General features: G+C 57.9%; 26 protein-coding genes and 1 tRNA gene. 16 read left to right on the top strand and 11 right to left on the bottom strand.

The window, feature by feature from the left end; genetic code table 11:
• Positions 1-15: 15 nt before the first annotated feature.
• The 3 genes from BM347_RS04790 to BM347_RS04780 are packed head-to-tail and all read left to right on the top strand — an operon-like array spanning position 16 to position 2,103.
• Positions 16-786, top strand: a complete 771-nt coding sequence (locus BM347_RS04790) for a precorrin-6A/cobalt-precorrin-6A reductase (RefSeq protein WP_245764182.1) — start codon at positions 16-18, stop codon at positions 784-786.
• A gap of 19 nt (positions 787-805) precedes the next feature.
• Positions 806-1,441, top strand: a complete 636-nt coding sequence (locus tag BM347_RS04785; RefSeq protein ID WP_093915219.1) for a DNA-3-methyladenine glycosylase family protein — start codon at positions 806-808, stop codon at positions 1,439-1,441.
• Positions 1,438-2,103 carry an alpha/beta hydrolase gene (locus tag BM347_RS04780; protein WP_093915218.1) on the top strand — a complete coding sequence of 222 codons (666 nt, stop codon included), beginning with the start codon at positions 1,438-1,440 and terminating at the stop codon, positions 2,101-2,103. Before BM347_RS04785 ends, BM347_RS04780 begins: the two co-directional genes overlap by 4 nt.
• Here the strand turns inward: BM347_RS04780 and BM347_RS04775 are convergent.
• Positions 2,100-2,312, bottom strand: a complete 213-nt coding sequence (locus BM347_RS04775) for a DUF6434 domain-containing protein (protein WP_175498505.1) — start codon at positions 2,310-2,312, stop codon at positions 2,100-2,102. The genes BM347_RS04780 and BM347_RS04775 overlap by 4 nt on opposite strands.
• 210 nt (positions 2,313-2,522) lie before the next feature.
• Here BM347_RS04775 and BM347_RS04770 point away from each other — a divergent pair, with 210 nt between their 5' ends.
• A complete protein-coding gene (locus BM347_RS04770) occupies positions 2,523-3,107 on the top strand; it encodes an HNH endonuclease (protein ID WP_093915216.1) in 585 nt (194 codons plus the stop codon).
• A 76-nt stretch (positions 3,108-3,183) separates the two neighbouring features.
• Here BM347_RS04770 and xth read toward each other — a convergent pair whose 3' ends face one another.
• Complete coding sequence (xth, locus tag BM347_RS04765; protein WP_093915215.1) at positions 3,184-3,993, bottom strand: exodeoxyribonuclease III; 810 nt, start codon at positions 3,991-3,993, stop codon at positions 3,184-3,186.
• 363 nt (positions 3,994-4,356) lie between these two features.
• Between xth and BM347_RS04760 the strand changes: the two genes are divergently transcribed.
• Together BM347_RS04760 and BM347_RS04755 are read left to right on the top strand one after the other, a co-directional pair.
• The gene (locus tag BM347_RS04760; RefSeq protein ID WP_093915214.1) at positions 4,357-4,644 is read left to right on the top strand and encodes a DUF6749 family protein; all 288 of its coding nucleotides are present in this window, start codon (positions 4,357-4,359) and stop codon (positions 4,642-4,644) included.
• Between the two features lie 61 nt (positions 4,645-4,705).
• Complete coding sequence (locus BM347_RS04755) at positions 4,706-5,785, top strand: DUF6902 family protein (protein ID WP_093915213.1); 1,080 nt, start codon at positions 4,706-4,708, stop codon at positions 5,783-5,785.
• Positions 5,786-5,837: 52 nt separating this feature from the next.
• On the opposite strand, the gene BM347_RS04750 is transcribed toward BM347_RS04755, so the two are convergent.
• Positions 5,838-6,161, bottom strand: coding sequence for a HesB/IscA family protein (locus tag BM347_RS04750; RefSeq protein WP_093915212.1), 324 nt, complete (start codon positions 6,159-6,161; stop codon positions 5,838-5,840).
• Positions 6,162-6,245: 84 nt separating this feature from the next.
• On the opposite strand from BM347_RS04750, the gene BM347_RS04745 reads away from it, so the two are divergent.
• From BM347_RS04745 to BM347_RS04715, 7 genes are all read left to right on the top strand, one after another.
• Positions 6,246-7,385, top strand: a complete 1,140-nt coding sequence (locus BM347_RS04745; RefSeq protein ID WP_093915211.1) for a deoxyguanosinetriphosphate triphosphohydrolase — start codon at positions 6,246-6,248, stop codon at positions 7,383-7,385.
• A gap of 62 nt (positions 7,386-7,447) precedes the next feature.
• Positions 7,448-9,190: an arginine--tRNA ligase gene (argS, locus tag BM347_RS04740; protein ID WP_093915210.1), complete on the top strand. Its 1,743-nt coding sequence runs from the start codon at positions 7,448-7,450 to the stop codon at positions 9,188-9,190.
• A 76-nt stretch (positions 9,191-9,266) separates the two neighbouring features.
• The gene (locus tag BM347_RS04735; protein WP_245764181.1) at positions 9,267-10,253 is read left to right on the top strand and encodes an SPOR domain-containing protein; all 987 of its coding nucleotides are present in this window, start codon (positions 9,267-9,269) and stop codon (positions 10,251-10,253) included.
• Positions 10,253-11,257: a beta-N-acetylhexosaminidase gene (gene nagZ / locus BM347_RS04730; RefSeq protein WP_093915208.1), complete on the top strand. Its 1,005-nt coding sequence runs from the start codon at positions 10,253-10,255 to the stop codon at positions 11,255-11,257. Before BM347_RS04735 ends, nagZ begins: the two co-directional genes overlap by 1 nt.
• Positions 11,250-12,044, top strand: a complete 795-nt coding sequence (locus tag BM347_RS04725) for a segregation and condensation protein A (protein ID WP_093915207.1) — start codon at positions 11,250-11,252, stop codon at positions 12,042-12,044. The genes nagZ and BM347_RS04725 overlap by 8 nt, the downstream gene beginning before the upstream one ends.
• Before the next feature lie 61 nt (positions 12,045-12,105).
• On the top strand, positions 12,106-12,696 hold the full coding sequence (gene scpB / locus BM347_RS04720; RefSeq protein WP_425442447.1) for an SMC-Scp complex subunit ScpB: 591 nt from the start codon (positions 12,106-12,108) through the stop codon (positions 12,694-12,696).
• 86 nt (positions 12,697-12,782) lie between these two features.
• On the top strand, positions 12,783-13,013 hold the full coding sequence (locus BM347_RS04715; RefSeq protein WP_093915206.1) for a hypothetical protein: 231 nt from the start codon (positions 12,783-12,785) through the stop codon (positions 13,011-13,013).
• Positions 13,014-13,101: 88 nt separating this feature from the next.
• Here the strand turns inward: BM347_RS04715 and BM347_RS04710 are convergent, their stop codons facing one another.
• From BM347_RS04710 to BM347_RS04675, 8 genes are all read right to left on the bottom strand, one after another.
• The gene (locus tag BM347_RS04710; protein WP_093915205.1) at positions 13,102-14,181 is read right to left on the bottom strand and encodes a 2'-deoxycytidine 5'-triphosphate deaminase; all 1,080 of its coding nucleotides are present in this window, start codon (positions 14,179-14,181) and stop codon (positions 13,102-13,104) included.
• A 64-nt stretch (positions 14,182-14,245) separates the two neighbouring features.
• Positions 14,246-14,322, bottom strand: a tRNA-Pro gene (locus BM347_RS04705).
• Positions 14,323-14,390: 68 nt separating this feature from the next.
• A complete protein-coding gene (locus BM347_RS04700) occupies positions 14,391-15,416 on the bottom strand; it encodes a MerR family transcriptional regulator (RefSeq protein WP_093915204.1) in 1,026 nt (341 codons plus the stop codon).
• 4 nt (positions 15,417-15,420) lie between these two features.
• Positions 15,421-15,723 (bottom strand): integration host factor subunit alpha, encoded by a 303-nt coding sequence (gene ihfA / locus BM347_RS04695; protein ID WP_093915203.1) that lies wholly within the window; start codon positions 15,721-15,723, stop codon positions 15,421-15,423.
• 96 nt (positions 15,724-15,819) lie between these two features.
• Complete coding sequence (locus BM347_RS04690; protein WP_093915202.1) at positions 15,820-16,791, bottom strand: beta-ketoacyl-ACP synthase III; 972 nt, start codon at positions 16,789-16,791, stop codon at positions 15,820-15,822.
• Positions 16,788-17,864 (bottom strand): phosphate acyltransferase PlsX, encoded by a 1,077-nt coding sequence (gene plsX, locus BM347_RS04685; RefSeq protein WP_093915201.1) that lies wholly within the window; start codon positions 17,862-17,864, stop codon positions 16,788-16,790. The genes BM347_RS04690 and plsX overlap by 4 nt, the downstream gene beginning before the upstream one ends.
• Positions 17,865-17,906: 42 nt before the next feature.
• Positions 17,907-18,113, bottom strand: a complete 207-nt coding sequence (rpmF, locus tag BM347_RS04680) for a 50S ribosomal protein L32 (RefSeq protein WP_093915200.1) — start codon at positions 18,111-18,113, stop codon at positions 17,907-17,909.
• 198 nt (positions 18,114-18,311) lie between these two features.
• Positions 18,312-18,863 carry a YceD family protein gene (locus tag BM347_RS04675; RefSeq protein ID WP_175498485.1) on the bottom strand — a complete coding sequence of 184 codons (552 nt, stop codon included), beginning with the start codon at positions 18,861-18,863 and terminating at the stop codon, positions 18,312-18,314.
• 90 nt (positions 18,864-18,953) lie between these two features.
• Between BM347_RS04675 and BM347_RS04670 the strand changes: the two genes are divergently transcribed.
• The 3 genes from BM347_RS04670 (at position 18,954) to BM347_RS04660 (ending at position 22,078) form a co-directional block, all read left to right on the top strand.
• Entirely contained in the window at positions 18,954-19,418 is a 465-nt protein-coding gene (locus BM347_RS04670) for an outer membrane protein assembly factor BamE (protein ID WP_093915199.1), read from the top strand.
• Positions 19,419-19,454: 36 nt separating this feature from the next.
• Entirely contained in the window at positions 19,455-20,180 is a 726-nt protein-coding gene (locus BM347_RS04665; protein WP_093915198.1) for a GNAT family N-acetyltransferase, read from the top strand.
• Positions 20,181-20,266: 86 nt separating this feature from the next.
• Entirely contained in the window at positions 20,267-22,078 is a 1,812-nt protein-coding gene (locus tag BM347_RS04660; protein WP_093915197.1) for an ABC-F family ATP-binding cassette domain-containing protein, read from the top strand.
• Positions 22,079-22,182 lie beyond the last annotated feature (104 nt).

Raw genomic sequence — 22,182 nt, 5'->3', positions numbered from 1 at the left:
ATCGGCAAGCCCCTTGTGTCTGCGCGCTGGCTGGGCGACGGTTGGCTGATGGATCAGACCTCTCATATATTGTTGATCGCTGGCAGCGCCGAGGCGCATGATATTGCATCCCAATTCACGCAGAATGGGCAACGAATGCAGGCGATTTTGCGCGCGCCGGAACGCAGTTTTGGCCCCTTGGCCGTGCCCTCGCAAATTTGGGCACCCGCGTCTGTGGGGGATATGAAGTTTTTTCTGGCACAGCAGCGCATCACCGCGATTTGCGACGCGGGCCACGGGTTCGATAGCGATGTGGCTGATATGGCCGCAGCGGCGGCCGCCGAAATGGGCCTCGCTTATGCGCGGGTGTTGCGGCCGATTTGGCCGATCGATCCACCCGTCCTGCGCGCCGCGTCTGTCCGAGCCGCTGCTGATATGATTTTTCCCGGCGCACGGGTCTTTGCCGCGACGGGCAGGGGATCTGTGCCCGAATTTACGCTGTTCAAGGGGGACACGCTTTTCCTGCGCCAAAATGACCCAAAGATGCGCAGCGCCTTGCCTGATTTTGTGCAGCCTGTGTTCGGGACACCGCCCTTTACCGTCGCACAGGAAGTGGCCCTGTTTCGAGAACTGGACATCGACACCCTAATTTGCCGGAATGTGGGTGGGTTGCCCAGCCGGCCCAAACTGGACGCCGCGCGGGAAATGGGCCTGCGCAGCATTGTAATCGACAGATCAGCCCCGCCAGCGGGCGCGTTGGTGTTGTACAGGGCCAAGGACGCGCTGGAATGGCTGGATACCCTATGAGCGGCGGGAAGTGAGCGTAATGAAAAATGTCGGTCGGATCATCACCTGCGATGCGGATGTCGCCGAAGGGGCGGCGTGGCTGGCCAACACACAGCCCCGTTTTGCCGATGCGTTGCAGGCCACTGGCCCTTTGCCGCTGCGATTACGCGCCGACGGGTTTGATGCTTTGATCGGGGCGATCATCAGCCAGCAAGTATCCGTTGCCTCCGCCAACGCGATGAGCGCCAAGATGGATGCGCAGGGCCTGACCCACGAGGCCGCGATTATCTCGGCTGGCGAAGAAGGCTTGCGCGCGGCAGGTCTGAGCCGGCAGAAAATTCGCTATGCTTTGGCGCTGGCGCAGTCGGGGATCGATTATGACGCCCTGCGCGATGTACCCAATGATGAGGTGATCAAAACCCTTACCGCGATCCCTGGCGTTGGCACTTGGACGGCGCAAATCTATGCAATGTTCTCGCTGGGCCGCGCCGATGTGTTTGCCGAGGGTGATCTGGCCTTGCAAGAGGCCGCAAAAACGCTTTTTGATCTGCCAGTGCGGCCAAAGCCGAAACAGCTTGCACAGATGGCCGAGGCTTGGTCGCCGTGGCGGTCGGTTGCAGCCCGCGCGCTGTTTTCGTACTACCGCGTTGTAAAACAAAGGGAAGGGATCACATGACACGTGTCTTAAATGCAGAACGCCGCGAACCGGTATCGGGGGAAACGCGGTCTGCCGTCGTGTTCTTGCACGGTTATGGGGCCAATGGTGCTGACCTGTTGGGGCTGGCTGATCCCTTGGGCGAACATCTGCCCGACACGCTGTTTATTGCCCCCGACGCGCCAGAGGCCTGCGCCGGTGCCCCAATGGGGTTTCAGTGGTTTCCGATCCCGTGGATCGATAACTCCTCCGAAGAAGAGTCCGAGCGCGGCATGATGCAGGCGGTTGATGACCTGAATGCATTCCTTGATGCGTTGATGGTGGACGAAGACTTGTTGCCCGAACAAGTGGTGCTTTTGGGGTTTAGTCAGGGCACGATGATGGCGCTGCATGTGGCCCCGCGCCGCGAAGATGCCGTGGCCGGTATTGTCGCGTTTTCGGGCCGATTGCTAAGCCCCGATAGCCTCAAGGACGATGCAACCGTGCGCCCACCGGTTCTGTTGGTCCATGGCGATGCAGACGACGTTGTCCCGCCGCAATCGCTGCCCGAAGCGGCGCAAGCCCTGCAAGACGCGGGTTGGACGGATGTGTACGCCCATATCATGAAAGGCACAGGCCACGGCATTGCCCCCGACGGGTTGAGTGTGGCACTGGCCTTCATGCGCGATAAACTTGGGCTCTAAACGCCCCCTTGGCGGCGTGTCCATTCATCGGCCACGTCGCCCATTGTTTTCGGCACGCCGCTTCGGATCCACGCCATAAACGGGCGGTCAAATTTAAACGCATCGCCGCACTGATTGCGTAGATACCGCCTCACATTCTGGGTCGATTTATAATTGCCATCCAGCGGCGTCGCGCGGTTGATCTCATCCGCATGCCAGTCAAACTTCACATCCTCTCGCTCCTGTGTCGACGGTATTTCGATCATTATATCCGTTATACGGTCATTCTTCACATGCCTGTTACTTAACCATCATACCGTTTCTGCGACATCTTGTGCTTATTTGCGACTTGTCAGGCGCAAAACACGAGATATAGTTTTAACCATCGGCGGGGCTGTTCCCGCCGGACCGGACGCGGAACGGCAAAGGGTTTAAGTTACATGGACGGCGATTTCAGAACAGAATTCACGCGCAGCCCGGCAGGGCTGAAACACAAACCGGCCTTGGTGCTGAATGCGGATTACAGGCCATTGTCCTACTATCCGCTGTCACTTTGGCCCTGGCAAGACGCGATAAAAGCGAAATGGCTGGACAGGGTAGATATCGTCGCCGAATACGATGAATACGTGCACAGCCCCTCGATGGAGATACGCATCCCCTCGGTGGTCGTCCTCAAAGATTATGTAAAACCTCAAAAGCGCGTGGCCTTCACGCGCTTTAATTTATTCCTGAGGGATGAATTCTGCTGCCAATATTGCGGCGCGCGTGGCGACTTGACCTTTGACCATGTGGTACCGCGCGCATCAGGGGGCATCACAAGCTGGCAGAACGTTGTCGCGGCATGCAGTCCGTGCAATCTGCGCAAAGGCTCCAAAGCTCTGCACCAAACCGGGTTTCAACTGCGTAAACCACCGCGCCAACCCGATGCAGAGGAATTGCGCAACATGGGGCGCAAGTTTCCGCCAAACCACCTGCATGAAAGCTGGATGGATTTCTTGTATTGGGATGCCGAACTTCAGGCCTGATGCCTATATTCTCTGGCTTTGAAATATCCCGGGGGTCGGGGGGCTGGCCCCCCGCCGCTTGCCTCAAAAATAACGGCTAGATATCCAGATCAACCCAGACCGGCACATGGTCCGAAGGCTTGTCCCGCCCGCGCACATCCTTGTCGATCTGGCACTCTTGCAAGCTATCGGCCACGGCGGGGCTGAGTAGGAAATGGTCAATGCGGATGCCATTGTTGCGGTTCCACGCCCCTGCCTGATAATCCCAAAAACTGTAATGCCCCGGCCCTTGAGTGCGGGCGCGAAATGCGTCTGTCAGCCCAAGTGCGATCAACCGCCGCCACGCGGTGCGAGATTCCAGACGAAACAAGGCATCCTCGCGCCAGGCGTCCGGTTTGGCTGCGTCTTCGGCTTGGGGGATGATATTGTAATCCCCTGTCATCAAAAATGGCGTTTCTTCAGCGAGCAAGGCGCGGGCCCGGTCCTGCAAACGTTGCATCCATGCCAGCTTATACGCATATTTTCCACCAGCGACGGGCGCGCCATTGACGTCCAACTCCACCGGATTGCCATTGGGCAGGTAAAGCCCGCAGATGCGGATGGCCTGCTTCTCGCCCATCACCGACGCCTCAATATAGCGGGCTTGTTCATCGGTGTCGTCACCGGGCAGACCGCGTGTTACGTCTTCGAGGGGCAGTTTTGACAGAATCGCGACCCCGTTGAAGGATTTCTGCCCATGGGTTTCGACATTATATTCACGGTCCTCGAACAGTTCGCGGGGGAAGTTTTCATCGATCGATTTGATCTCTTGCAGCACCACCACGTCCGGCTGCGCCTCGTCCAGCCACTGGGGCAATGCGTCGATGCGGGCCTTGATGCCGTTAATGTTGAACGTCGCGATTTTCATGATTGCCCCCAAGCCGGTGATTGTTCTCAGCTATCGCGTATCCGGCAGCATGGGGCAAGTGCCGCGCGCGTCAAAATTTGAGACGGGTCACAGCGATTCGGGCAGGAATTTTGCTTGATTCTGGCGGGTTCAACCTAGGATAGATGATGTGGATTATGGCCGAGTTTTGTGGATAACTTTTGGAATGTGTAGTTTGGTAAGAGGCTTATGGCATGCATTCTGTGGGGCCAGAATGTGGATAAATTGACGAAAATTCTACTATAAGAAGAATTAACGCGTGAGTAACTACTTTTCCGATTATTTAGTGACAGATTGCTGCCTCCGGTTGCAATTCAGAAACCTTAACCTCACAGAGGACTAAAAATGACCGCACTAGCCTATGTCGATGAAACACAATTTGCCGCAGCTCCAACGGGGATGGCATCCATGCATGCTGGACAGGGAACAGAGCTGTTCACCACTGGCTCCAGCGCAGGGCCTGTCCAGATGATGACGGGCGGCGGAACAGAGTTGTTCACTACCGGATCCAGCGCGGGGCCTGTTCAAATGATGACCGGCGGCGGTACGGAACTGTTCACCACAAGCTGCGGTCCTGCGGGGACTGAAATGACCTCGGGCCACCTGGTCGAGCTGTTTACAACCAGCTGCTGAGCCTAAGATAAAATCGGTTCTGCGCCCGGCACCTGGCGCAGAACCTTGCCGGAGACTGCTAATGTCAAATATTCTTTCCTTCACACCGCGCCCCAAGGGTACCGCGACCGCCGCCGGGCCTGAGGCCTTGAGCGTAATGTTCGCAAACCAGCGTCGCGCGCGAGGGGATGTGTTCTGGTTGAAAGAAAACGCCGAATGGCTGGGTATTCTGGCGAGCATGTCCGTAGATGGTATTGATGCAGCGCTTGATCCTTATGCGGCGTTTTATGATACGATCCGCCGTCAGCTTGAGTTTTTCCCGCAGTATTATCGGTTTTACCTGTCAATTTGTCTGGATCTTGAGGATCTGGGCGCAGGCGGAACGCAAGGCGAGGCACTGTGCCACTGGGTGGCTGCCCAAGGGCTGGTCGAAGCCGAGCTGTCGGATTTGCAGCGGGGCGAGGCTGCGCGGCTTTTGGCGCGGCGCGGGGTGCAGACGAAATGCCACGCGGCCGGCCTTGGCGACAGGTTGCAGAACTTTATCGCGCGGCCCCGGACCTTTGCGGTGCCCAACAAGAAAGCCGCTTATGAGTTGGCTCATATTGTTTTCTATCTCAGTGATTATGGCCGCTGTGATCCGGGGGTGGCACCTGAGGCATTGACCAGCCTTGAATATGCTGGGCTGTTGGCGTTTTTGGATCAAGATATTGATTTACTATCAGAAATTTGTGCCGCATTGCGCCTTGCGGGCGCGGTGCCCAGCCCGATCTGGGAACGGTTGGTAGTCGAGGCCCATGCAAACTGCACCATGATTTGCGGTGCACCGGGGGCGAGCGATGTCTATCACGGGTATCTGGTCACCGGTTGGCTGACGCATCTGGTGGATCGCCCCGCGTTCAACCATGCGGTCCCTACGGGCCAGGTCTCAGTCCATGGGGCAATGGTCGGGCAGGGCGCATTGCGTGGTCTGTCAGAAAGCCTGTTCGAGCTCGGGCCCAAACGTCTGCCGGATTGGCCGCGGATGCGCCAGACGCTCACAGATCATCTTAGCGGTGTCGAGCAGTCCGTGATCGCACTGGCAGAGCAGTCCAGCCCAAGGTTTGAGGCCTTTTTTCAAGGTTTCTCGCGCGCGTGTTCTGGGGCGATGACCTCATTGGCATGAGGTCAGCCTCCGGCGGGAGTTTTTTTGGCAAAATGAAACCTGGGGCCGGAAGCTACATCGAGAAGGATGTACCGCAACCGCAGGCGCTGGTCGCGTTGGGGTTTTCAATCACGAAACGCGCGCCGATCAGCTCTTCGGAGAAGTCGATTGTCGCATTTGCCAAGAAGGGGAGCGAGATGCTGTCGACCACGACTTTCTGACCGGCCCCCTCGAGGATCATATCGTCGTCCTTGGGATCATCCAGGATGATTTCATATTGGAAGCCAGAGCATCCGCCCCCTTCGACTGCGACGCGCAAGGCCTTGCCATCTGCGGCCGCGCCGATTTCGGCAAGACGGTCAAATGCACGAGAGGTAACTTTGGGTGGCAGGTTCATTTTCGGGCTCCGGTGTGATCGGTTTCCATCTGTCGTTGCTTACAATATAGAAAGCCACAGGACAGGCCACAAGGACCACTGAACATGCGCGCTTCTTTTGCCTCTGATCCGGCAGCGACCCGGGGACGGTTGATGCCGGAGGAGGAGAGTACTTTTCGGTCTTGCTTTCAGCGGGATCGTGACCGGATCATCCATGCCAGTGCGTTTCGCAGGCTCAAGCACAAGACGCAGGTGTTTATTGAGCATGAGGGCGATTATTATCGCACACGTCTGACCCATTCGATTGAGGTTGCTCAAGTGGCGCGCACGATTTCGGGGGCATTGGGGTTGAACGCCGAACTGACCGAGGCCGTTGCATTGGCGCATGACTTGGGCCATCCGCCTTTTGGCCACACCGGAGAGGACGCATTACAGGTATTGATGCAGCCCTATGGCGGGTTTGATCACAACGCGCAGGCGATCCGGATTGTGACCCATCTTGAGCGGCATTACGCGGAATTTGATGGGCTGAACCTGACGTGGGAAACCTTGGAAGGCATTGCCAAGCATAACGGTCCGGTGACCGGGCCATTGCCCTGGGCGCTTGAGGCCTATGGTCGCCAGCATGATCTGGAGCTGGAAACCTATGCCAGTGCCGAGGCGCAGGTCGCCGCGATCGCCGATGATGTGGCCTACAACCACCATGATTTGCATGACGGGCTGCGCGCCGAGTTGTTTTCGACGGATGAGCTGGCCAAGCTGCCCATTCTTGAACGCAACTTTGCCGAAGTGGACCGTTTGTACCCCGGTCTGAACTATTACCGCCGCCGTCACGAAGCGCTGCGCCGGTTCTTTGGCGTGCTGGTCGAGGATGTCATTACTGTTGCAAAGGCCCGTTTGGATGAAATGCAGCCGCAATCCGCGACCGATATTCGCATGGCGGGCCGCACCCTGATCCAGTTTTCGGACCCTGTTTTTCAAGACCTCAAAGTGATCCGCGCGTTTTTGTTCGACCGCATGTACCGTGCGCCGTCTGTTGTGATCATGCGCAAGCAGGTGACCGAAGTGGTCGAGGATCTGTTTCCGCATTTCTGTGCGCACCCCGAAGAATTGCCAAAACAGTGGCGCAAGGATGTCGAGGACGCACAGGATGAAACGGCGCTCGCGCGGATCGTCAGCGATTATATCTCGGGAATGACCGACCGCTTTGCGATTCAGGAACATGAACGGCTGATCAAGGGCTAAGCGCTCTTGATGTTTGGCGGTTTTTCAGGTGATACACAGGGCCAAGCCGAAGGAATGCCCCAATGAACCTATTTGCCGATATCCGCACCCATGTGCTGTCCACGCTTGATGCGCTTGTTGCTGATGGGTTTTTGCCCGCTGGCCTAAGCTTTGACGCCATTGCAGTGGAACCACCACGCGATGCGGCCCATGGCGATATGGCCACCAATGCCGCGATGGTGCTGGCCAAACCGGCAGGCATGAAGCCCCGTGACATTGCCGAGAAACTGGCGGAGAAACTGGCCGAAGATCCGCGGATCACATCCGCCGAGGTCGCCGGGCCGGGGTTCTTGAACCTGCGTCTGGCCCCGTCGGTCTGGCAAGGCGTTGTGAGCGCGATTTTGGCCGAGGGCACTGATTTCGGTCGCGGTGATCTGGGTACAGGAAAACGGGTCAACGTCGAATATGTGTCCGCCAACCCGACCGGTCCGCTGCACGTGGGCCATACACGTGGTGCGGTTTTTGGCGATGCCTTGGCATCCTTGCTGGATTTTGCGGGCTTTGACGTCACGCGCGAATATTACATCAACGATGGTGGCGCGCAGGTCGATGTGCTCGCACGGTCGGTCTATCTGCGGTATCTTGAGGCCCATGGCCAAGAGGTTGCCTTTCCCGATGGCACCTATCCCGGTGACTATCTGATTGCGGTCGGCGAGGCGCTGAAAGCCAAGGTTGGCGACGCCTATATCGGCAAGGACGAAGACGTCTGGCTGGAAGACGTGCGCAGCTTTGCCACCGAGGCGATGATGGACCTGATCCGGGCTGATCTGGCGTCTTTGGGCGTTAAGATGGACGTGTTCTTTTCCGAAAAGTCGCTGTACGGAACCGGTTTGATCGAGGCGGCGATTGAGGATCTGAAATCCAAGGGTCTGATTTACGAAGGTGTGCTTGAGCCGCCAAAAGGCAAGCTGCCCGAGGATTGGGAACCGCGCGAACAAACGTTGTTCAAATCCACTGCGCATGGCGATGATGTGGACCGGCCGGTGATGAAATCCGACGGCGGCTGGACGTATTTTGCCCCTGATATTGCGTATCACTATGACAAGGTGCAACGCGGTTTTGACATGTTGATTGATGTGTTCGGGGCCGACCATGGCGGTTACGTCAAGCGGATGAAGGCGGCTGTATCCGCGCTGTCCGGTGGCACCGTGCCGCTGGATATCAAGCTGACCCAACTGGTTAAGCTGTTCAAAGATGGCAAAGAATTCAAGATGTCCAAACGGGCAGGGACGTTTGTTACCCTGCGCGACGTGGTCGATCAGGTCGGCCCTGATGTGACCCGCTTTGTGATGCTGACGCGCAAAAACGATGCGATGCTGGATTTCGACTTTGCCAAGGTGCTTGAGCAATCGCGCGAAAACCCCGTGTTCTACGTGCAATACGCCCATGCGCGGGTAAACTCGGTTCTGCGCAAAGCAAATGAGGCTGGCGTGGCCACGGATATGGCGGCCTTGCAAGCCGCTGATCTGTCGCTGTTGGACCACGAGGCTGAACTGAAACTGGCTGGCAAGCTGGCGGAATGGCCGCGCCTGGTTGAGACAGCCGCACGCAGCAATGAGCCGCACCGGATTGCCTTTTATCTCTACGAATTGGCGGGCGATTTCCACGGGCTTTGGAACCGCGGTAATGACGTGCCGTCTCTGCGTTTCTTGCAGGATGATGCTGCCGTGTCTCAGTCAAAAATCGCTCTGGCAAAGGCCGCAGCGATTGTAATTGCGTCAGGTCTTGGTATTCTTGGGGTGACCCCGGCAGAAGAGATGCGTTAAACGCACGCCTGCCGGACAGGTAAGTTCAAAGTATAGGACCCGCGCCGATTAATGAGCGGCGGGCAGTGAGGCAAAGATGGCAGATTACACGTCTTCCCCCCAAGCTGGGGGATATTACGCAGATTCCGATATGTACGATGTGGCCCCTCAGCGGTCTAACTCATTGGCGAATATAACCAATATCGCCGGTGCTGCATTGTCGACGGCGCTTGTTATTGGCATCGGCGTCTGGGGTTATAAGCTGATCGTGCGCGATGTCAGCGGGATTCCCATTGTCCGCGCCGCCCAAGGCGACATGCGTGTGCGCCCCGAAAATCCGGGCGGTCAACTGGCCCTAAATCAGGGGCTGTCGGTCAATGCTGTCGCCTCTGAAGGGACGGCGGATCAACTGGCGGAACGTGTTATTTTGGCCCCCAAACCCCTTGATCTTGAGGCCGAAGATCAGCCCATTCTGGCGTCAATGGTTGCACCTGTGCCACAGGCGGCGGCGGTGCATCCTGCGGCAGGTGACGTGCATGCCGCCCTGAAAAGCGGCGATGTCGATGATCTGGTTGCGCAATTGACCGACGGAATGGAACCTATGGACACCGCCGAGATCGAGCCGATCCAAGCGAGTGTTTCAATCGATCCTGCATCGCTGGATTTGGCCGTCTCAAACGCCATTGCAGTTGCCATGGTCGCAGAGCCGGGGGTCAAAGCGTCACTGCGTCCCAAAAACCGGCCCGCTGTGCGTGCAGTTGTGACCCCTGCGGCATTCGACACCAGCGCATCAGCGAGAGAGGTCAAGGAACTTGCTGCTGACAGCCTGCCCACGGGCACGCGCTTGGTCCAGTTGGGAGCTTTTGACACGCCCGAGATCGCGCGAAGCCAATGGGATAAGCTGAACGGTCGCTTTGGGGCCTATCTCGAAGGTAAGTCCCGCATTGTTCAGCAAGCCAGCAGTGGCGGGCGCACGTTCTACCGCCTGCGTGCGCATGGGTTCCTGGATATCGCCGATGCGCGCCGCTTTTGTTCGGCCCTTGTGGCGGAAAACGCTGATTGTATCCCTGTCGTGACCCGTTAATGCGGTTTGGCGCGACGATACTGGATGCCACCGGCTTACGTCTGACAGCGCAGGAAAAGGCGTTGTTCCGGGCAGTTAAGCCCTTTGGGTTTATCCTGTTTGCCCGCAATATCGATACGCCTGATCAGGTCCGCGCCCTGTGCGATGAAATGCGCGACGCGGCGGGCCATAACGCAGTGATTACCGTCGATCAGGAAGGCGGACGTGTGCAGCGTCTGCGCGGCCCGATCTGGCGTGACTGGACGCCGCCGCTTGATTTCGTGCAGGCCGCCGGTGCGCAGGCGGCCGAAGCAATGTACATCCGGTATCGCCTGATTGCGCAGGAGCTTTATGCCGTGGGTATCGACAGCAATTGCGCCCCGATGGTTGATGTCGTCGGCTCGCACACTCATGAATTTCTACGCAACCGCTGCTATGGGACAGATGTCGCGCAGGTGGTAGCATTGGGCCGCGCCGCCGCTGACGGGATGCTGGCGGGCGGTGTGCTGCCCGTGGTGAAACATATGCCGGGGCATGGGCGGGCGACGATGGACAGCCACTTTGATCTGCCGTTGGTCGACGCTGCGCATGGTGATCTGGCGCGCTGTGATTTTGCGCCGTTCAAGGCGTTGAACGATCTGCCGATGGGGATGACGGCGCATCTGGTGTATGATGCGATTGATCCGCGGCCTGCGACGCTGTCACCGGTGATGATGGGGCTGATCCGCGACGAGATCGGGTTTGATAACCTGATCATGACCGATGACATCTCGATGAAGGCGCTTGACGGCAGCCCCAACCAAATCAGCCGGGATGCGCTGGCGGCGGGCTGTGACGTGATCTTGTACTGTAATGCATCCCTTGCGGATCGTGCTCTGGTGGCCGATGCGGCCGGGGAAATGACAGATATGGCGCAAATTCGTGCCGAACGTGCACTATCTATGCGCAGGCCCCCCGATGAGATTGACATTTCTGCCCTGACTGCGAAGCTTGACGCGCTTCTGGGCGAGGAATTGCATGGCTGAAAACCTTTTTGAGGAAGACCAGACAACGGTCGCCGAAAGGCTGGCCGCCGAAGCATTGATCGTGGACGTGGACGGGTTCGAGGGCCCGTTGGACCTGTTGTTGACCCTCAGCCGCACCCAGAAAGTCGACTTGCGCAAAATTTCGGTCCTTCAGCTGGCGCGGCAATATCTGCTGTTCGTGGAAAAAGCCAAGGCGTTGCGGTTGGAACTGGCCGCCGATTACCTGGTGATGGCCGCATGGCTGGCATTCCTGAAGTCGCGGCTGTTGCTGCCGCCTGACCCGACCGAGGAAGGCCCCACAGGCGAGGAACTGGCAGCCCATCTTGCGTTTCAGTTGGAACGCTTGCAGGCGATGCGCGATGCAGCCGCGCGGCTGATGGCGCGCGATCAGCTGGGGCGCGACTTTTTTGCGCGCGGTCAAACCCACGAGGTCAAACGCACGCGCCGCGTCACCTATAGCGCGACCTTGCTGGATCTGATGCAAGGCTATGCGCGCATCCGCACCCGCGATGAATTCCGGCCCTTTGTGATGGACCGTGAAAAGGTGTTCACGATGGAACAAGCCTTGGAGCGGATGCGAGGCTTGATCGGATTTGCGGGGGACTGGGGCGATCTGACCAGTTATCTGCCCGACGGCTGGGCCGAGGACCCGGTCATGCGCCGCTCGGCCACGGCATCGACCTTTGCCGCCTCGCTTGAGCTGGTTAAAGAGGGCCATCTGGAAATCCGGCAGTCCGACAGTTTTGCCCCGATTGAACTGCGAAAAAGAGAGGGACGTGGTGACTGAAGCCATTGAAGATCAAGAAGAAAGCCTGTTTGAAGCCCCACCCGTTGCTGAGCAGGAGCGCATGCTTGAGGCTATTCTTTTTGCCACTGCCGAACCCGTCACGCTGCGCGAGATTGAAACGCGCATGCCTCACGGCTGCGATGCAGCCGAAGCGATGGTACATCTGCGTAAGCGCTATGAAGGGCGGGGCGTGCAGGTGGCCAAGATCGGTGATGCCTATGCGATGCGCACCGCTGCTGATCTGGGGTATCTGATGCAAAAAGAGACGGTTGAGGTGCGCAAGCTATCGCGGGCCGCGATCGAAACCTTGGCCATCATCGCCTATCACCAACCCGCGACTCGCGCCGAGATCGAAGAAATTCGTGGTGTTTCTGTGTCTCGGGGTACATTGGATCAACTGCTTGAGCTTGACTGGATCCGTTTTGGCAGGCGCAAGATGACCCCGGGGCGGCCCGTTACTTTTGTCGTCACCCAAGGGTTCCTGGCGCATTTCGGTCTGGAAAGCCCGCGCGATCTACCTGGCCTGAAAGAGCTACGCTCTGCCGGGCTATTGGAAAGCCGCCCGGCCTTTGGCGGGCTGCCGCTGATGGCGGGAGAAGAGGACGATGTTGACGAAGACGTGGAAGGTCAAAGCGAGCTTTTTGAAGATTAAAGCTGTGGAGGGCCTGAAAAACGTCCCGGACTCTGTTATATTAGGACCAACAGTCAATTTTCACGTGCAATCGACGGGGTCGAGAGATGAACCAGATAGTAAACATGATTATGCGCCGGGTTATGGGGCAACTGATCAACCGCGGTGTGAACCTTGGCTTTGATCAGGCATCCAAAATCGGCAAGGGCAAAAAGAGCACGGGCGAACAGTCTGATGTATCGCCCGAGGAAGATGCGCGCCGTAACCGTGCGGCCCGCGCCCAAGGCAAACAATCACGTCAGATGTTGAAAGCCATGCGACGCTTGGGGCGTTTTTAAGCGTCGTAGTCGGGTGTTGTAGGGGGCTCTGCCCCCCCCCGCTCCAAAAGGGGCGTCCCCCGGGATATTTTTAAGCCAGAGAAGCGGCTTAGCCGGGGGCTGCGAAATGTTTGCTTAGTTTGAGGCCTTGACCTTGGTAGTTTGAGGCAATGCCGGCCCCGTAAAGCTGGGTTGGGACTTCCGCCATCTTTTCATAGACCAGCCGGCCCACGACCTGGCCGTGTTCCAGCACAAAGGGGGCCTCGTGGCAGCGGACCTCGAGGACGCCGCGTGATCCGGCTCCGCCTGATTTATCATGACCAAAACCGGGGTCAAAGAAGCCCGCATAATGGACACGGAATTCGCCCACCATGGCAAGGTAGGGGGCCATTTCTGCGGCGTATTCTGGCGGGATCGTCACGGCTTCTCGGCTGACAAGGATGTAGAACGCGCCGGGATCCAGAATGATCTGGCCGTTGTTGCTATGTACTTCCTCCCAATAGTCGGCGGGGGCGTAGTGGCCGATTTTATCCAGATCAATGACGCCGGTATGCGGCTTGGCACGGTAGCCGACCAAGGTGGTGCCGGGCAGGCGCAGATCAACAGAGAAGCCCAAACCGTCGTCAATGACCGGTGTGCCATCGACCAACGGGGTGGATTTATGCAAGGCGCGCAAGGCGTCGTCGTTCAACGTGGCATCACCGGTCGAGAACCGGATCTGGTTCAGACGCATGCCCGGCCGTACCAGCACCGAGAATGAGCGCGGGCAGATTTCAGCATAAAGCGGGCCGGTGTAGCCGGCGCTCACGCGATCAAATTCGGTGCCGCCATCTGTGATGGTGCGGGTCAGCAGGTCGAGCCGTCCGGTCGAGCTTTTGGCGTTGGCGACGGCAGAGACATCGTCGGGCAGGGCGAGCCCTTCCATCAGCGGGACGACATAAACGCAGCCCTTTTCAAGAACGGCCCCATCGGTGAGGTCAACGCGGTGCATCTCAAACTCGGCCAGACGGTCGGCGACTTTGGCACCATGCCCCGCAAGAAACGAGGCGCGCACGCGGTAGGCAACTGTGCCAAGGCGCAGATCAAGGCTGGCGGGTTGAATTTGGGCGGGGTCAATCGATAGCGTACCGGTTATCTGTCCTGCGCTGATCATTTCGCTGATTTTCTGGTTTGGGATAACACCGCCCATAGCAGGACCTTTCAAATGCAAACACCCGCACCGTTACAGGCGCGGGCGTTTGTTTTATGTCGGTTGGTCGGGCTAGCAGGACTCGAACCTGCGACCTTCCGTCCCCCAGACGGACGCGCTACCAGGCTGCGCCATAGCCCGACATGAGGCGGTAAATACCTGATAATTGCGGGTGCGCAAGGGGGAATTGCCGCAAAGCGCATGGGGTGTCAGTCTTTTGTCGTTGGACTGTGGTCTGAGACCCCAGCAGCCATGGAATCGCGCAGTGCGACAAGCCGGGCCAAGACCGGTGCGATGTCGGTTGCGGCGGCGGGGCTGATCTTGCGGATGCCAAGGGCCGAGGACAGCAATGCCGCGCTGGCGGGGATGTCGGTTTCCGACGGCAAGGTGACATCGACCACACGAGGCTGTGCTGCCTGTGTCGGTGGCGTTGCGGTGGAAGGTGGGCTGGCTTTGGCAGGGGGAGTATTGTTCTCCGCCGTTTGGGCGTCTGCAGCCTCTTGGCGGGGGGCGGCGGCCGATTGCGCAGGTTCAGGTGACGCTGTTTCAGGTGTTTCTGCGGGGGCCTGCGGCGGTATGTCGGGCGCGGCGTCGAGCCTTGGTGAAGACGTTTCTGGTGATTTTATCTGTTTTTCTTCAATGGGTTGCGAGGCGCTCTTAACGTCATCGTTGAGAGAGGCTGACGTGCTTGCGGGGGCAGAGACCGCTGGTGTCTCGGGCCCTGATGGCGTTGGCTCTGCCACAGGTTCCGCGGATGCCTCCGTTACGGGCGGGGCGTTCTTAGCAGCGGCGTCCTGATCGGTCGGTGTTTCTTTTGCGGTTACCTCAGGTGCAGGGTCTGCCGGGCGCGCGGTTTCAAAGGGAAGCACGACGCTTTCGGGTTTGACGGGCTCAGGGGATGGTGCGGCCATGTCAACAGTATCGCCCGTACCTTGGCTCACGTCGTCATGGCCAAGCTCGTCGAGCGGCGCAGACAAGGCAGAAACATAGTTCATACCTTCTTCGCGCAACACTTTCTGGACGCCTTTGATCGTCAGGCCATCCTCGTGCAGCATGCGTTTTATGCCGCCAAGCAGCAGCATGTCGGCGGGGCGATAGTAACGCCGGCCACCGGCGCGTTTTATCGGTTTGATTTGGGTGAATTTGCTTTCCCAGAACCGCAAAACATGGGCTTGGATGCCCAGCCAATCAGCGACTTCTGAGATGGTACGGAATGCGTCCGGAGACTTGGGCATCAGATCAACGCTTGTTCCCGTTTGCGACCCTGTCCTTCATCAAATGGGAGGGGCGGAATGTCAGAACGCGGCGGGGGTTAATCGGAACTTCCTCGCCTGTTTTTGGATTACGACCGACCCGCGCCGATTTATCGCGCACGGAAAACGTTCCGAAGGAAGAGATTTTGACCTGCTCACCTTGCACCAAGGCGTCAGACATGTGCTCAAGAACAGACTCTACCAGTTGGGCGCTTTCATTGCGGGACAATCCCACTTCGCGAAAGACAGCTTCGCTTAGATCCATGCGGGTTAACGTTTTATCGGCCATTATATACCCCTAATTTTTTTTCAGCATAGGCAGGGAATTTTTCACCTGTCAACAACTATGGGTCGTAAGGCCCTGTTTGCGCGGCGAAAAGCGCGTTTACCAGCGCAGAACGACCGCGCCCCATGCCAGTCCGCCGCCGATTGCTTCGGTCACAATCAGGTCGCCTTGCTTGATTTGGCCGCGTTGTTTACCGACAGATAACGCCAGCGGAATGGAGGCGGCCGAGGTGTTGCCGTGATCTTGCACCGTCACGACAACCTGATCCATCGACAGGTTCAGTTTCTTTGCAGTGCCTTGAATAATACGGATATTTGCCTGATGGGGCACGACCCAATCGATATCTTCCGAGGTCACATTGGCGCGTTCCATCGCGGCTGTTGCCGTCGCGGCGAGCTTTTCAACCGCATGGCGAAAGACTTGATTTCCTTGCATCCGCAAGTAGCCTGAGGTGCCCGTGCTGATGCCGCCATCGACGTAAAGCAGGTCGCGGTAGCGCCCATCGGAATTTAGATCCGTGGACAGGATGCCGCGATCAGCAGGTGTGCCGGTGCCTTCTTGAGCTTCAAGCAGAAGCGCGCCTGCGCCGTCACCAAACAACACGCTGGTGCTGCGGTCTGTCCAATCCATTATTTTCGAGAAGGTCTCGGAGCCGATGACCAGCACGCGTTTGGCCTGACCTGACAGAATCAGCGCATTGGCGTTGGCCAAGGCATAGATAAAGCCGGCGCATACTGCTTGAACGTCAAAGGCAAAGCCGTTTTCCATACCCAACTCGGCCTGCACCATGGTTGCAGCAGAGGGGAATGTCAGATCGGCGGTCGATGTTGCAACGATGATCGCGTCTACATCTGCGGCGGCTTTTCCAGCCTCTTTGAGGGCCATCTTTGCTGCTGCCGCGGCCATTGTCGAGGTGGTTTCGCCTTCGCCTACGAAATGGCGGCGTTCAATGCCCGAACGGGATCTGATCCATTCATCATCGGTGTCTATTTTGCCTTCGAATTCAACGTTTTCGACGACACGCTTGGGTAAATAATGCCCGGCACCAATAACAACAGCTCGGATGGTCATTCTTCGATCTCTTTCACCGGCGGGGCGGTGGCAACGCGTGCCGCAAGCCGGTTGGTAAATTCACTTTCCGCCAGACGCGCGGCGAGCTTGATGGCGGATGATACGCCCGTTGCGTCAGCGGCACCATGGGATTTTACAACGGTGCCATTCAACCCCAAAAACACGCCACCGTTCACACGGCGCGGATCAAACCGTTTTTTGACGCGGCCAAGTGATCCATAGGCAAGCAGCGCTGTAAAGCGTGACCAGATCGAATGCTGAAAGGCTTCACGCAATCCGTTGCCGATCAATGTCGCCGTGCCTTCGCCGGTTTTGATGGCGATATTGCCGGTGAAACCATCCGTGACAATCACATCAGCGACATCGCCTGACAGATCGCTGCCTTCGACGAAACCGACGAAATCATACTCGGATTCATCGGCAGCGTCGCGAATCAGCTCAAAGGCTTCTTTCAGCTCGGTGCGGCCTTTGTGCTCTTCTGTGCCGACGTTCAAAAGCCCGATGCGCGGCCGTTCAATATCCATGCCGTTGCGCGCGTATGATTTGCCCATCAAGGCAAAGCGCAACAGATCATCGGCGTCAGCACGCACGTCGGCACCAACATCCAGCATGACGTTAAACCCTTGCGGGCCGGTCGACGGATAGAGCACGGCAATTGCAGGGCGGTTCACGCCGGGCATCTTTTTCAGGCGGATCATCGAAATGGCCATCAACGCGCCAGTATTGCCGCAGCTTACGGCAACCGATGCTTCACCCGTGCGCACGGATTCGATGGCAGACCACATCGATGTGTCCTTGCCATTGCGCAGCACATTGCTGGGCTTGTCGTCCATTGTCACAACACCAGAGGCATCGCGTACGATGCAACGGCCCGCCAGTTCAGGCCGCTTGGCTACCAATGGTTCCAGCGTTTCCGCAGGCCCATGCAGCACAAAACTGATGTCGGCATTTCTGGCCGCAGACTCAGAACACCCGGCAACAACGATTGCCGGGCCCTGATCGCCCCCCATAGCATCAACTGAAATAAGGGTACGCTGAGCGTTCGCTTTCGGGTGATCGGACGAAACCGTCATCTGGTGCGAAGCCTTTTGTAAACTGCGGTCAACGAAAGCAGCTTACGCTGCTTCTTCGTCTAGGTCGATCTCTTCGTTCTGAGCGATGATTTCGTTATCATCATAGTGACCGCAAGCTGCACAAATGTGGTGTGGACGTTTCAGTTCACCACAGTTTGCACATTCGTTTGGGTTCGCTGCGCTGAGCGAATCGTGTGCGCGACGGTTGTTGCGACGCGATTTGGAAACTTTATTCTGTTGGACAGCCATGTCTGGTGCCTTTGCCTTCGGGGTCGTTCAGCGGCATATAGCCAAAGACGACCGTGTTTCAGATCAACTCCCAGTTTGGGCGTGACGTGCGTTTAGGCCGAAGCCTATCCGATGTCCAACCTTAATTGGGGTGAAGGGCGCAAAATACTGCGAAACTTTGCCGATGCAACCCCGTTTTGCCGCGTTTTTCCTGACGATCTACTCTTTGGGGTCTTCCAGCTTTTCACGCAGCTGTGCCAATCCGGCAAATGGGCGCGCGTCTTCGTCTGTCATTGGGGCAACGCCCGGCTCGGCGTAAACGGCCTGTCCCAACTCCGCGCCGTCTGCACGGGGATATTGCGGGATCTCGAGGGCGAGGGCCTCGATCATCACGGCGGCGGGGTCGATCCAGGCTTTCAACGGCTCAGAGCGGTCGTCCTCGGGCATTTCTGCCTCGGGTTCATCCGGCTGTTCGTAATCCTTGGTGAAAAACCGTGTGATGTTTACATCAATGCGGGTCGTCACCGGCTCAAGCGTAACGACACAAGGTTGCACCACCGTCGCGCCGAGGCGGGCATCAAGCTGCCAATCTGTTTTGCCCGAGGCGGCTAATTTCCCTTCGAAGGATAATTTACGCACGGCGCTTAGCCCCAGTTCTTCGGCGATCTGTCGCAGGGTGTCTGCGTCAGGACGCAAGGAAAAAGGGGTGTCAGCGTTCTGCGGCAGATCTGCAACGCGCAATGCAGTCGATGTGGGGGGCGTGCGAGACATGATGTGTTGCTTTCGTTTCTTGAACCATAGGGCATGCTTGGTGTATGCGAGATAAAAGCCATGATCCCCAAGGGCAAGAGGGCACCAAGAATGCGTATCGACCGCCATCTCACAAAGACACTGATGTCTGCCGCTCTGATCAGCGCGGGTCTTATGCTTGGGGCTTGTGCGCCTCAATATAAGAATCACGGCTATGTTCCGCTGCAAGAGGACCTGGATCAACTAACCATTGGCCAGGACACGCGCGATACGGTGACTGCGATGGCTGGCGCACCTGCGGCATCCGGACTGCTCGATTCTTCTAGCTTTTACTATGTACGTTCGCGCCGCAGGGCGTTGGGGTTTCTGGCACCCAAGGAGATCGAACGCGAAGTTGTCGCCATCCGCTTTAGTGATAATGGCGTCGTCGAAAACGTCGAGCGGTTCGGGCTGGAGCGTGGCAATGTCATCGCACTGGACCGGCGCGTGACCAGTTCTTCGGTCAAGGACAAAGCCTTTATTCGCCAGCTTTTGGGCAATATCGGCCGGTTTAACCCTGCCGGTCTTGGCGGCTAGGCATCATATCTTGGCCCATGGGACGCATGTGAGGACATGATCACCATGAGCAAGGGTCGATATGATGTTGTGACGGCGCAAACGTCTCAGGATATCCAATCTGCACAGGCGCTTAGGGCTTTGGCCTTTGGGGTGAAGGCCCCGTTTGACAGCGACGTCTTTGATGACTGCCAACACCATATTCTGGTGCGCGACCGCAGGGACGGGCAGCTTGTCTGCTGTTTTCGGATCGCGGTGTTCGAGGGGGCGGATATCAAACGTAGCTATGCCGCGCAGTATTACGGGCTGGACCGTCTGGCCGGATTTGAGGGCAAGATGATGGAGCTTGGGCGGTTTTGCGTGCATCCGGATGCCTCTGACCCTGATATCGTGCGTATCGCCTGGGCCGCGTTGACCCGGTTTGTCGATTCCCAAGACATCAAATTGTTGTTTGGCTGTACGTCGTTCAAGGGCACTGACCCTCAAGGGTTTCTGGGCACCTTTGCAGTGCTGGCGCGCAGGCATCTCGCTCCTCCCGCGTGGTGCCCCGACGAGGCCGCGGATGAGGTGTTTCGATTCGCGGATCTTGCGCCCACCACAGTCGACAGTGAATACACCATGCGGCAGATGCCGCCGCTGTTGCGTACCTATCTGTTGATGGGGGGCTGGGTCAGTGATCACGCAGTGGTGGACCGGCAGATGAACACGCTGCATGTGTTCACCGGACTTGAGATCGAAGCGATCCCAGAGAATCGCAAGCGTTTGCTGCGCGGGTTGGTGTAATAGATTCTATGCCTTCGGCGAGGATTTAGAACCATTTGGAAACAGGGGTCATTGACCCGGGCGCGGCGCGGATATAGCTGGCAGCCATGGCACGCGCACCCTTATTACAAGTGAACGAGATTACGCTGACTTTCGGCGGCGATCCCGTATTCGAAGATATGTCATTGGTCGTTCAACCGGGCGACCGGTTGGCTTTGGTCGGGCGGAATGGCTCGGGCAAGTCGACCTTGATGAAAGTCATGGCTGGCATTGTTGAGGCGGATAGTGGCGACGTCATTGTCGGCCCCGGTGTATCGGTCGGCTATATGGAGCAGGACCCGGATCTGAATGGGTTTGAGACCTTGGGCGATTTTGCATCCCATGGGCTGGACCCGTCCGAGATGTACAAGGTTGAACGCGCGGGCGAGGGGCTGAAGTTTGACCCGGCGCGCCCGGTCAGCACGGCCTCTGGGGGGGAACGCCGCCGCGCGGCTTTGGCGCGGTTGATGGCATCCGAGCCGGAATTGATGTTGCTGGACGAGCCGACAAACCATCTGGACATCGAAGCGATCCGCTGGTTGGAAGACGAGTTGAAAACCACACGTGCGGCTTTTGTGATTATTTCGCACGATAGGGCGTTCTTGCGTGAATTGACCCGTGCGACCCTGTGGATCGACCGCGGTGTGACGCGCCGGCAGGAAATCGGCTTTGGCGGGTTTGAAGCATGGCGCGACCAGATGTGGGAAGAAGAGGACATGCAACGCCACAAGCTGAACCGCAAGATCAAGGCGGAGGCACGGTGGGCTGTTGAGGGTATTTCCGCCCGGCGCAAACGCAACCAAGGCCGCGTACGTGCCTTGCAAGACCTGCGCGCCGAACGGGCCAGCCAGATCAAACGGCAGGGCACAGCGGCCATGGCACTTGAGGCCGGACCCAAGTCGGGCCGCAAGGTGGTTGAGGCGGTGGGCATTACCAAAGCCTTTGGCGATAAAACGATTTTGCGTCCCTTTGACATTACCATCCAACGTGGCGACAGGATTGCGCTGGTGGGGCCGAATGGCGTGGGTAAAACCACGCTTTTGAACATGCTGATCGGCAAGGAACAGCCTGACAGCGGCACGATCAAAATGGGCACCAACCTTGAGATCGCCTTGTTCGATCAGGCGCGCGCGCAGTTGGACGGGGACATGTCGCTGTGGGACAGCCTGACTGGTGATCCTGAGATGCGCGTTTCAGGTAAAGCGGACCAGATTTTGGTGCGTGGCCAGCCGAAACATGTGGTGGGATACCTAAAGGAATTCCTGTTCGACGAAGGGCAGGCACGGGCACCTGTGCGGTCCTTGTCGGGTGGGGAAAAGGCACGGTTGCTGCTGGCCAAGATCATGGCGCGGTCCAGCAATATGCTGGTGCTCGATGAACCGACAAACGACTTGGACGTCGAAACCCTTGATTTGATGCAGGAATTGCTGTCGACCTATGATGGCACTGTGCTGCTGGTCAGCCACGACCGCGATTTCCTTGACCGTGTTGCCGCGACCACCATCGCGATGGAAGGTGACGGCAAAGCGACGGTTTATGCAGGGGGCTGGACCGATTATCTGGCGCAGCGTCAGCAGGATGATTTCGACCAAAGTGTCGTGGCCAAGACCAAGCCGGGGGCCAAGGGCGAAAAGCCGAAAGCCGCCGCGCAAAAGGGTTTGAGCTTTACCGAAAAGCACCGGCTTGAGGCGCTTCCTGCCGAGATTTCGCGCCTGGAGGCCGAGATTGCCAAGTTGGAAGAGCTCATGAGCGATCCGGCGCTGTACACAGACAATCCGGTCAAGTTCCAAAAGGCCACAGATGCCTTGGTCGAGCGGAACGAAAAGCTGCAGGATGCAGAGGCCGAATGGCTTGTGCTTGAGGAGAAGGCGGAAGGCTGAGGGTGTTTTGTTTTGGGCCGTTTTCTAGGGTCGGAACGCCTAGGTCCGTTTTGCGGACGAAGCTGCCATTTAGAGTTGCTTTGGCTAGGCCTGTCTTCCTTAGG

It is taken from the genome of Sulfitobacter marinus (assembly GCF_900116285.1).
In the GTDB taxonomy this organism is placed as follows: domain Bacteria; phylum Pseudomonadota; class Alphaproteobacteria; order Rhodobacterales; family Rhodobacteraceae; genus Sulfitobacter; species Sulfitobacter marinus.
The sequence above is the reverse complement of the archived record's forward strand: the minus strand, read 5'-3'. Positions and strand labels throughout refer to the sequence as shown.

What these genes read in the sequence shown, in the direction of transcription:
- BM347_RS04785 (WP_093915219.1), top strand. Translation starts at nt 806, where the DNA reads ATGAAAAATGTCGGTCGGATCATCACCTGCGATGCGGATGTCGCCGAA.
- BM347_RS04780 (WP_093915218.1), top strand. Translation starts at nt 1,438, where the DNA reads ATGACACGTGTCTTAAATGCAGAACGCCGCGAACCGGTATCGGGGGAA.
- BM347_RS04770 (WP_093915216.1), top strand. Translation starts at nt 2,523, where the DNA reads ATGGACGGCGATTTCAGAACAGAATTCACGCGCAGCCCGGCAGGGCTG.
- xth (WP_093915215.1), bottom strand. Translation starts at nt 3,993, where the DNA reads ATGAAAATCGCGACGTTCAACATTAACGGCATCAAGGCCCGCATCGAC.
- BM347_RS04760 (WP_093915214.1), top strand. Translation starts at nt 4,357, where the DNA reads ATGACCGCACTAGCCTATGTCGATGAAACACAATTTGCCGCAGCTCCA.
- BM347_RS04755 (WP_093915213.1), top strand. Translation starts at nt 4,706, where the DNA reads ATGTCAAATATTCTTTCCTTCACACCGCGCCCCAAGGGTACCGCGACC.
- BM347_RS04750 (WP_093915212.1), bottom strand. Translation starts at nt 6,161, where the DNA reads ATGAACCTGCCACCCAAAGTTACCTCTCGTGCATTTGACCGTCTTGCC.
- BM347_RS04745 (WP_093915211.1), top strand. Translation starts at nt 6,246, where the DNA reads ATGCGCGCTTCTTTTGCCTCTGATCCGGCAGCGACCCGGGGACGGTTG.
- argS (WP_093915210.1), top strand. Translation starts at nt 7,448, where the DNA reads ATGAACCTATTTGCCGATATCCGCACCCATGTGCTGTCCACGCTTGAT.
- BM347_RS04735 (WP_245764181.1), top strand. Translation starts at nt 9,267, where the DNA reads ATGGCAGATTACACGTCTTCCCCCCAAGCTGGGGGATATTACGCAGAT.
- nagZ (WP_093915208.1), top strand. Translation starts at nt 10,253, where the DNA reads ATGCGGTTTGGCGCGACGATACTGGATGCCACCGGCTTACGTCTGACA.
- BM347_RS04725 (WP_093915207.1), top strand. Translation starts at nt 11,250, where the DNA reads ATGGCTGAAAACCTTTTTGAGGAAGACCAGACAACGGTCGCCGAAAGG.
- scpB (WP_425442447.1), top strand. Translation starts at nt 12,106, where the DNA reads ATGCTTGAGGCTATTCTTTTTGCCACTGCCGAACCCGTCACGCTGCGC.
- BM347_RS04715 (WP_093915206.1), top strand. Translation starts at nt 12,783, where the DNA reads ATGAACCAGATAGTAAACATGATTATGCGCCGGGTTATGGGGCAACTG.
- BM347_RS04710 (WP_093915205.1), bottom strand. Translation starts at nt 14,181, where the DNA reads ATGGGCGGTGTTATCCCAAACCAGAAAATCAGCGAAATGATCAGCGCA.
- BM347_RS04700 (WP_093915204.1), bottom strand. Translation starts at nt 15,416, where the DNA reads ATGCCCAAGTCTCCGGACGCATTCCGTACCATCTCAGAAGTCGCTGAT.
- ihfA (WP_093915203.1), bottom strand. Translation starts at nt 15,723, where the DNA reads ATGGCCGATAAAACGTTAACCCGCATGGATCTAAGCGAAGCTGTCTTT.
- BM347_RS04690 (WP_093915202.1), bottom strand. Translation starts at nt 16,791, where the DNA reads ATGACCATCCGAGCTGTTGTTATTGGTGCCGGGCATTATTTACCCAAG.
- plsX (WP_093915201.1), bottom strand. Translation starts at nt 17,864, where the DNA reads ATGACGGTTTCGTCCGATCACCCGAAAGCGAACGCTCAGCGTACCCTT.
- rpmF (WP_093915200.1), bottom strand. Translation starts at nt 18,113, where the DNA reads ATGGCTGTCCAACAGAATAAAGTTTCCAAATCGCGTCGCAACAACCGT.
- BM347_RS04675 (WP_175498485.1), bottom strand. Translation starts at nt 18,863, where the DNA reads ATGTCTCGCACGCCCCCCACATCGACTGCATTGCGCGTTGCAGATCTG.
- BM347_RS04670 (WP_093915199.1), top strand. Translation starts at nt 18,954, where the DNA reads ATGCGTATCGACCGCCATCTCACAAAGACACTGATGTCTGCCGCTCTG.
- BM347_RS04665 (WP_093915198.1), top strand. Translation starts at nt 19,455, where the DNA reads ATGATCACCATGAGCAAGGGTCGATATGATGTTGTGACGGCGCAAACG.
- BM347_RS04660 (WP_093915197.1), top strand. Translation starts at nt 20,267, where the DNA reads ATGGCACGCGCACCCTTATTACAAGTGAACGAGATTACGCTGACTTTC.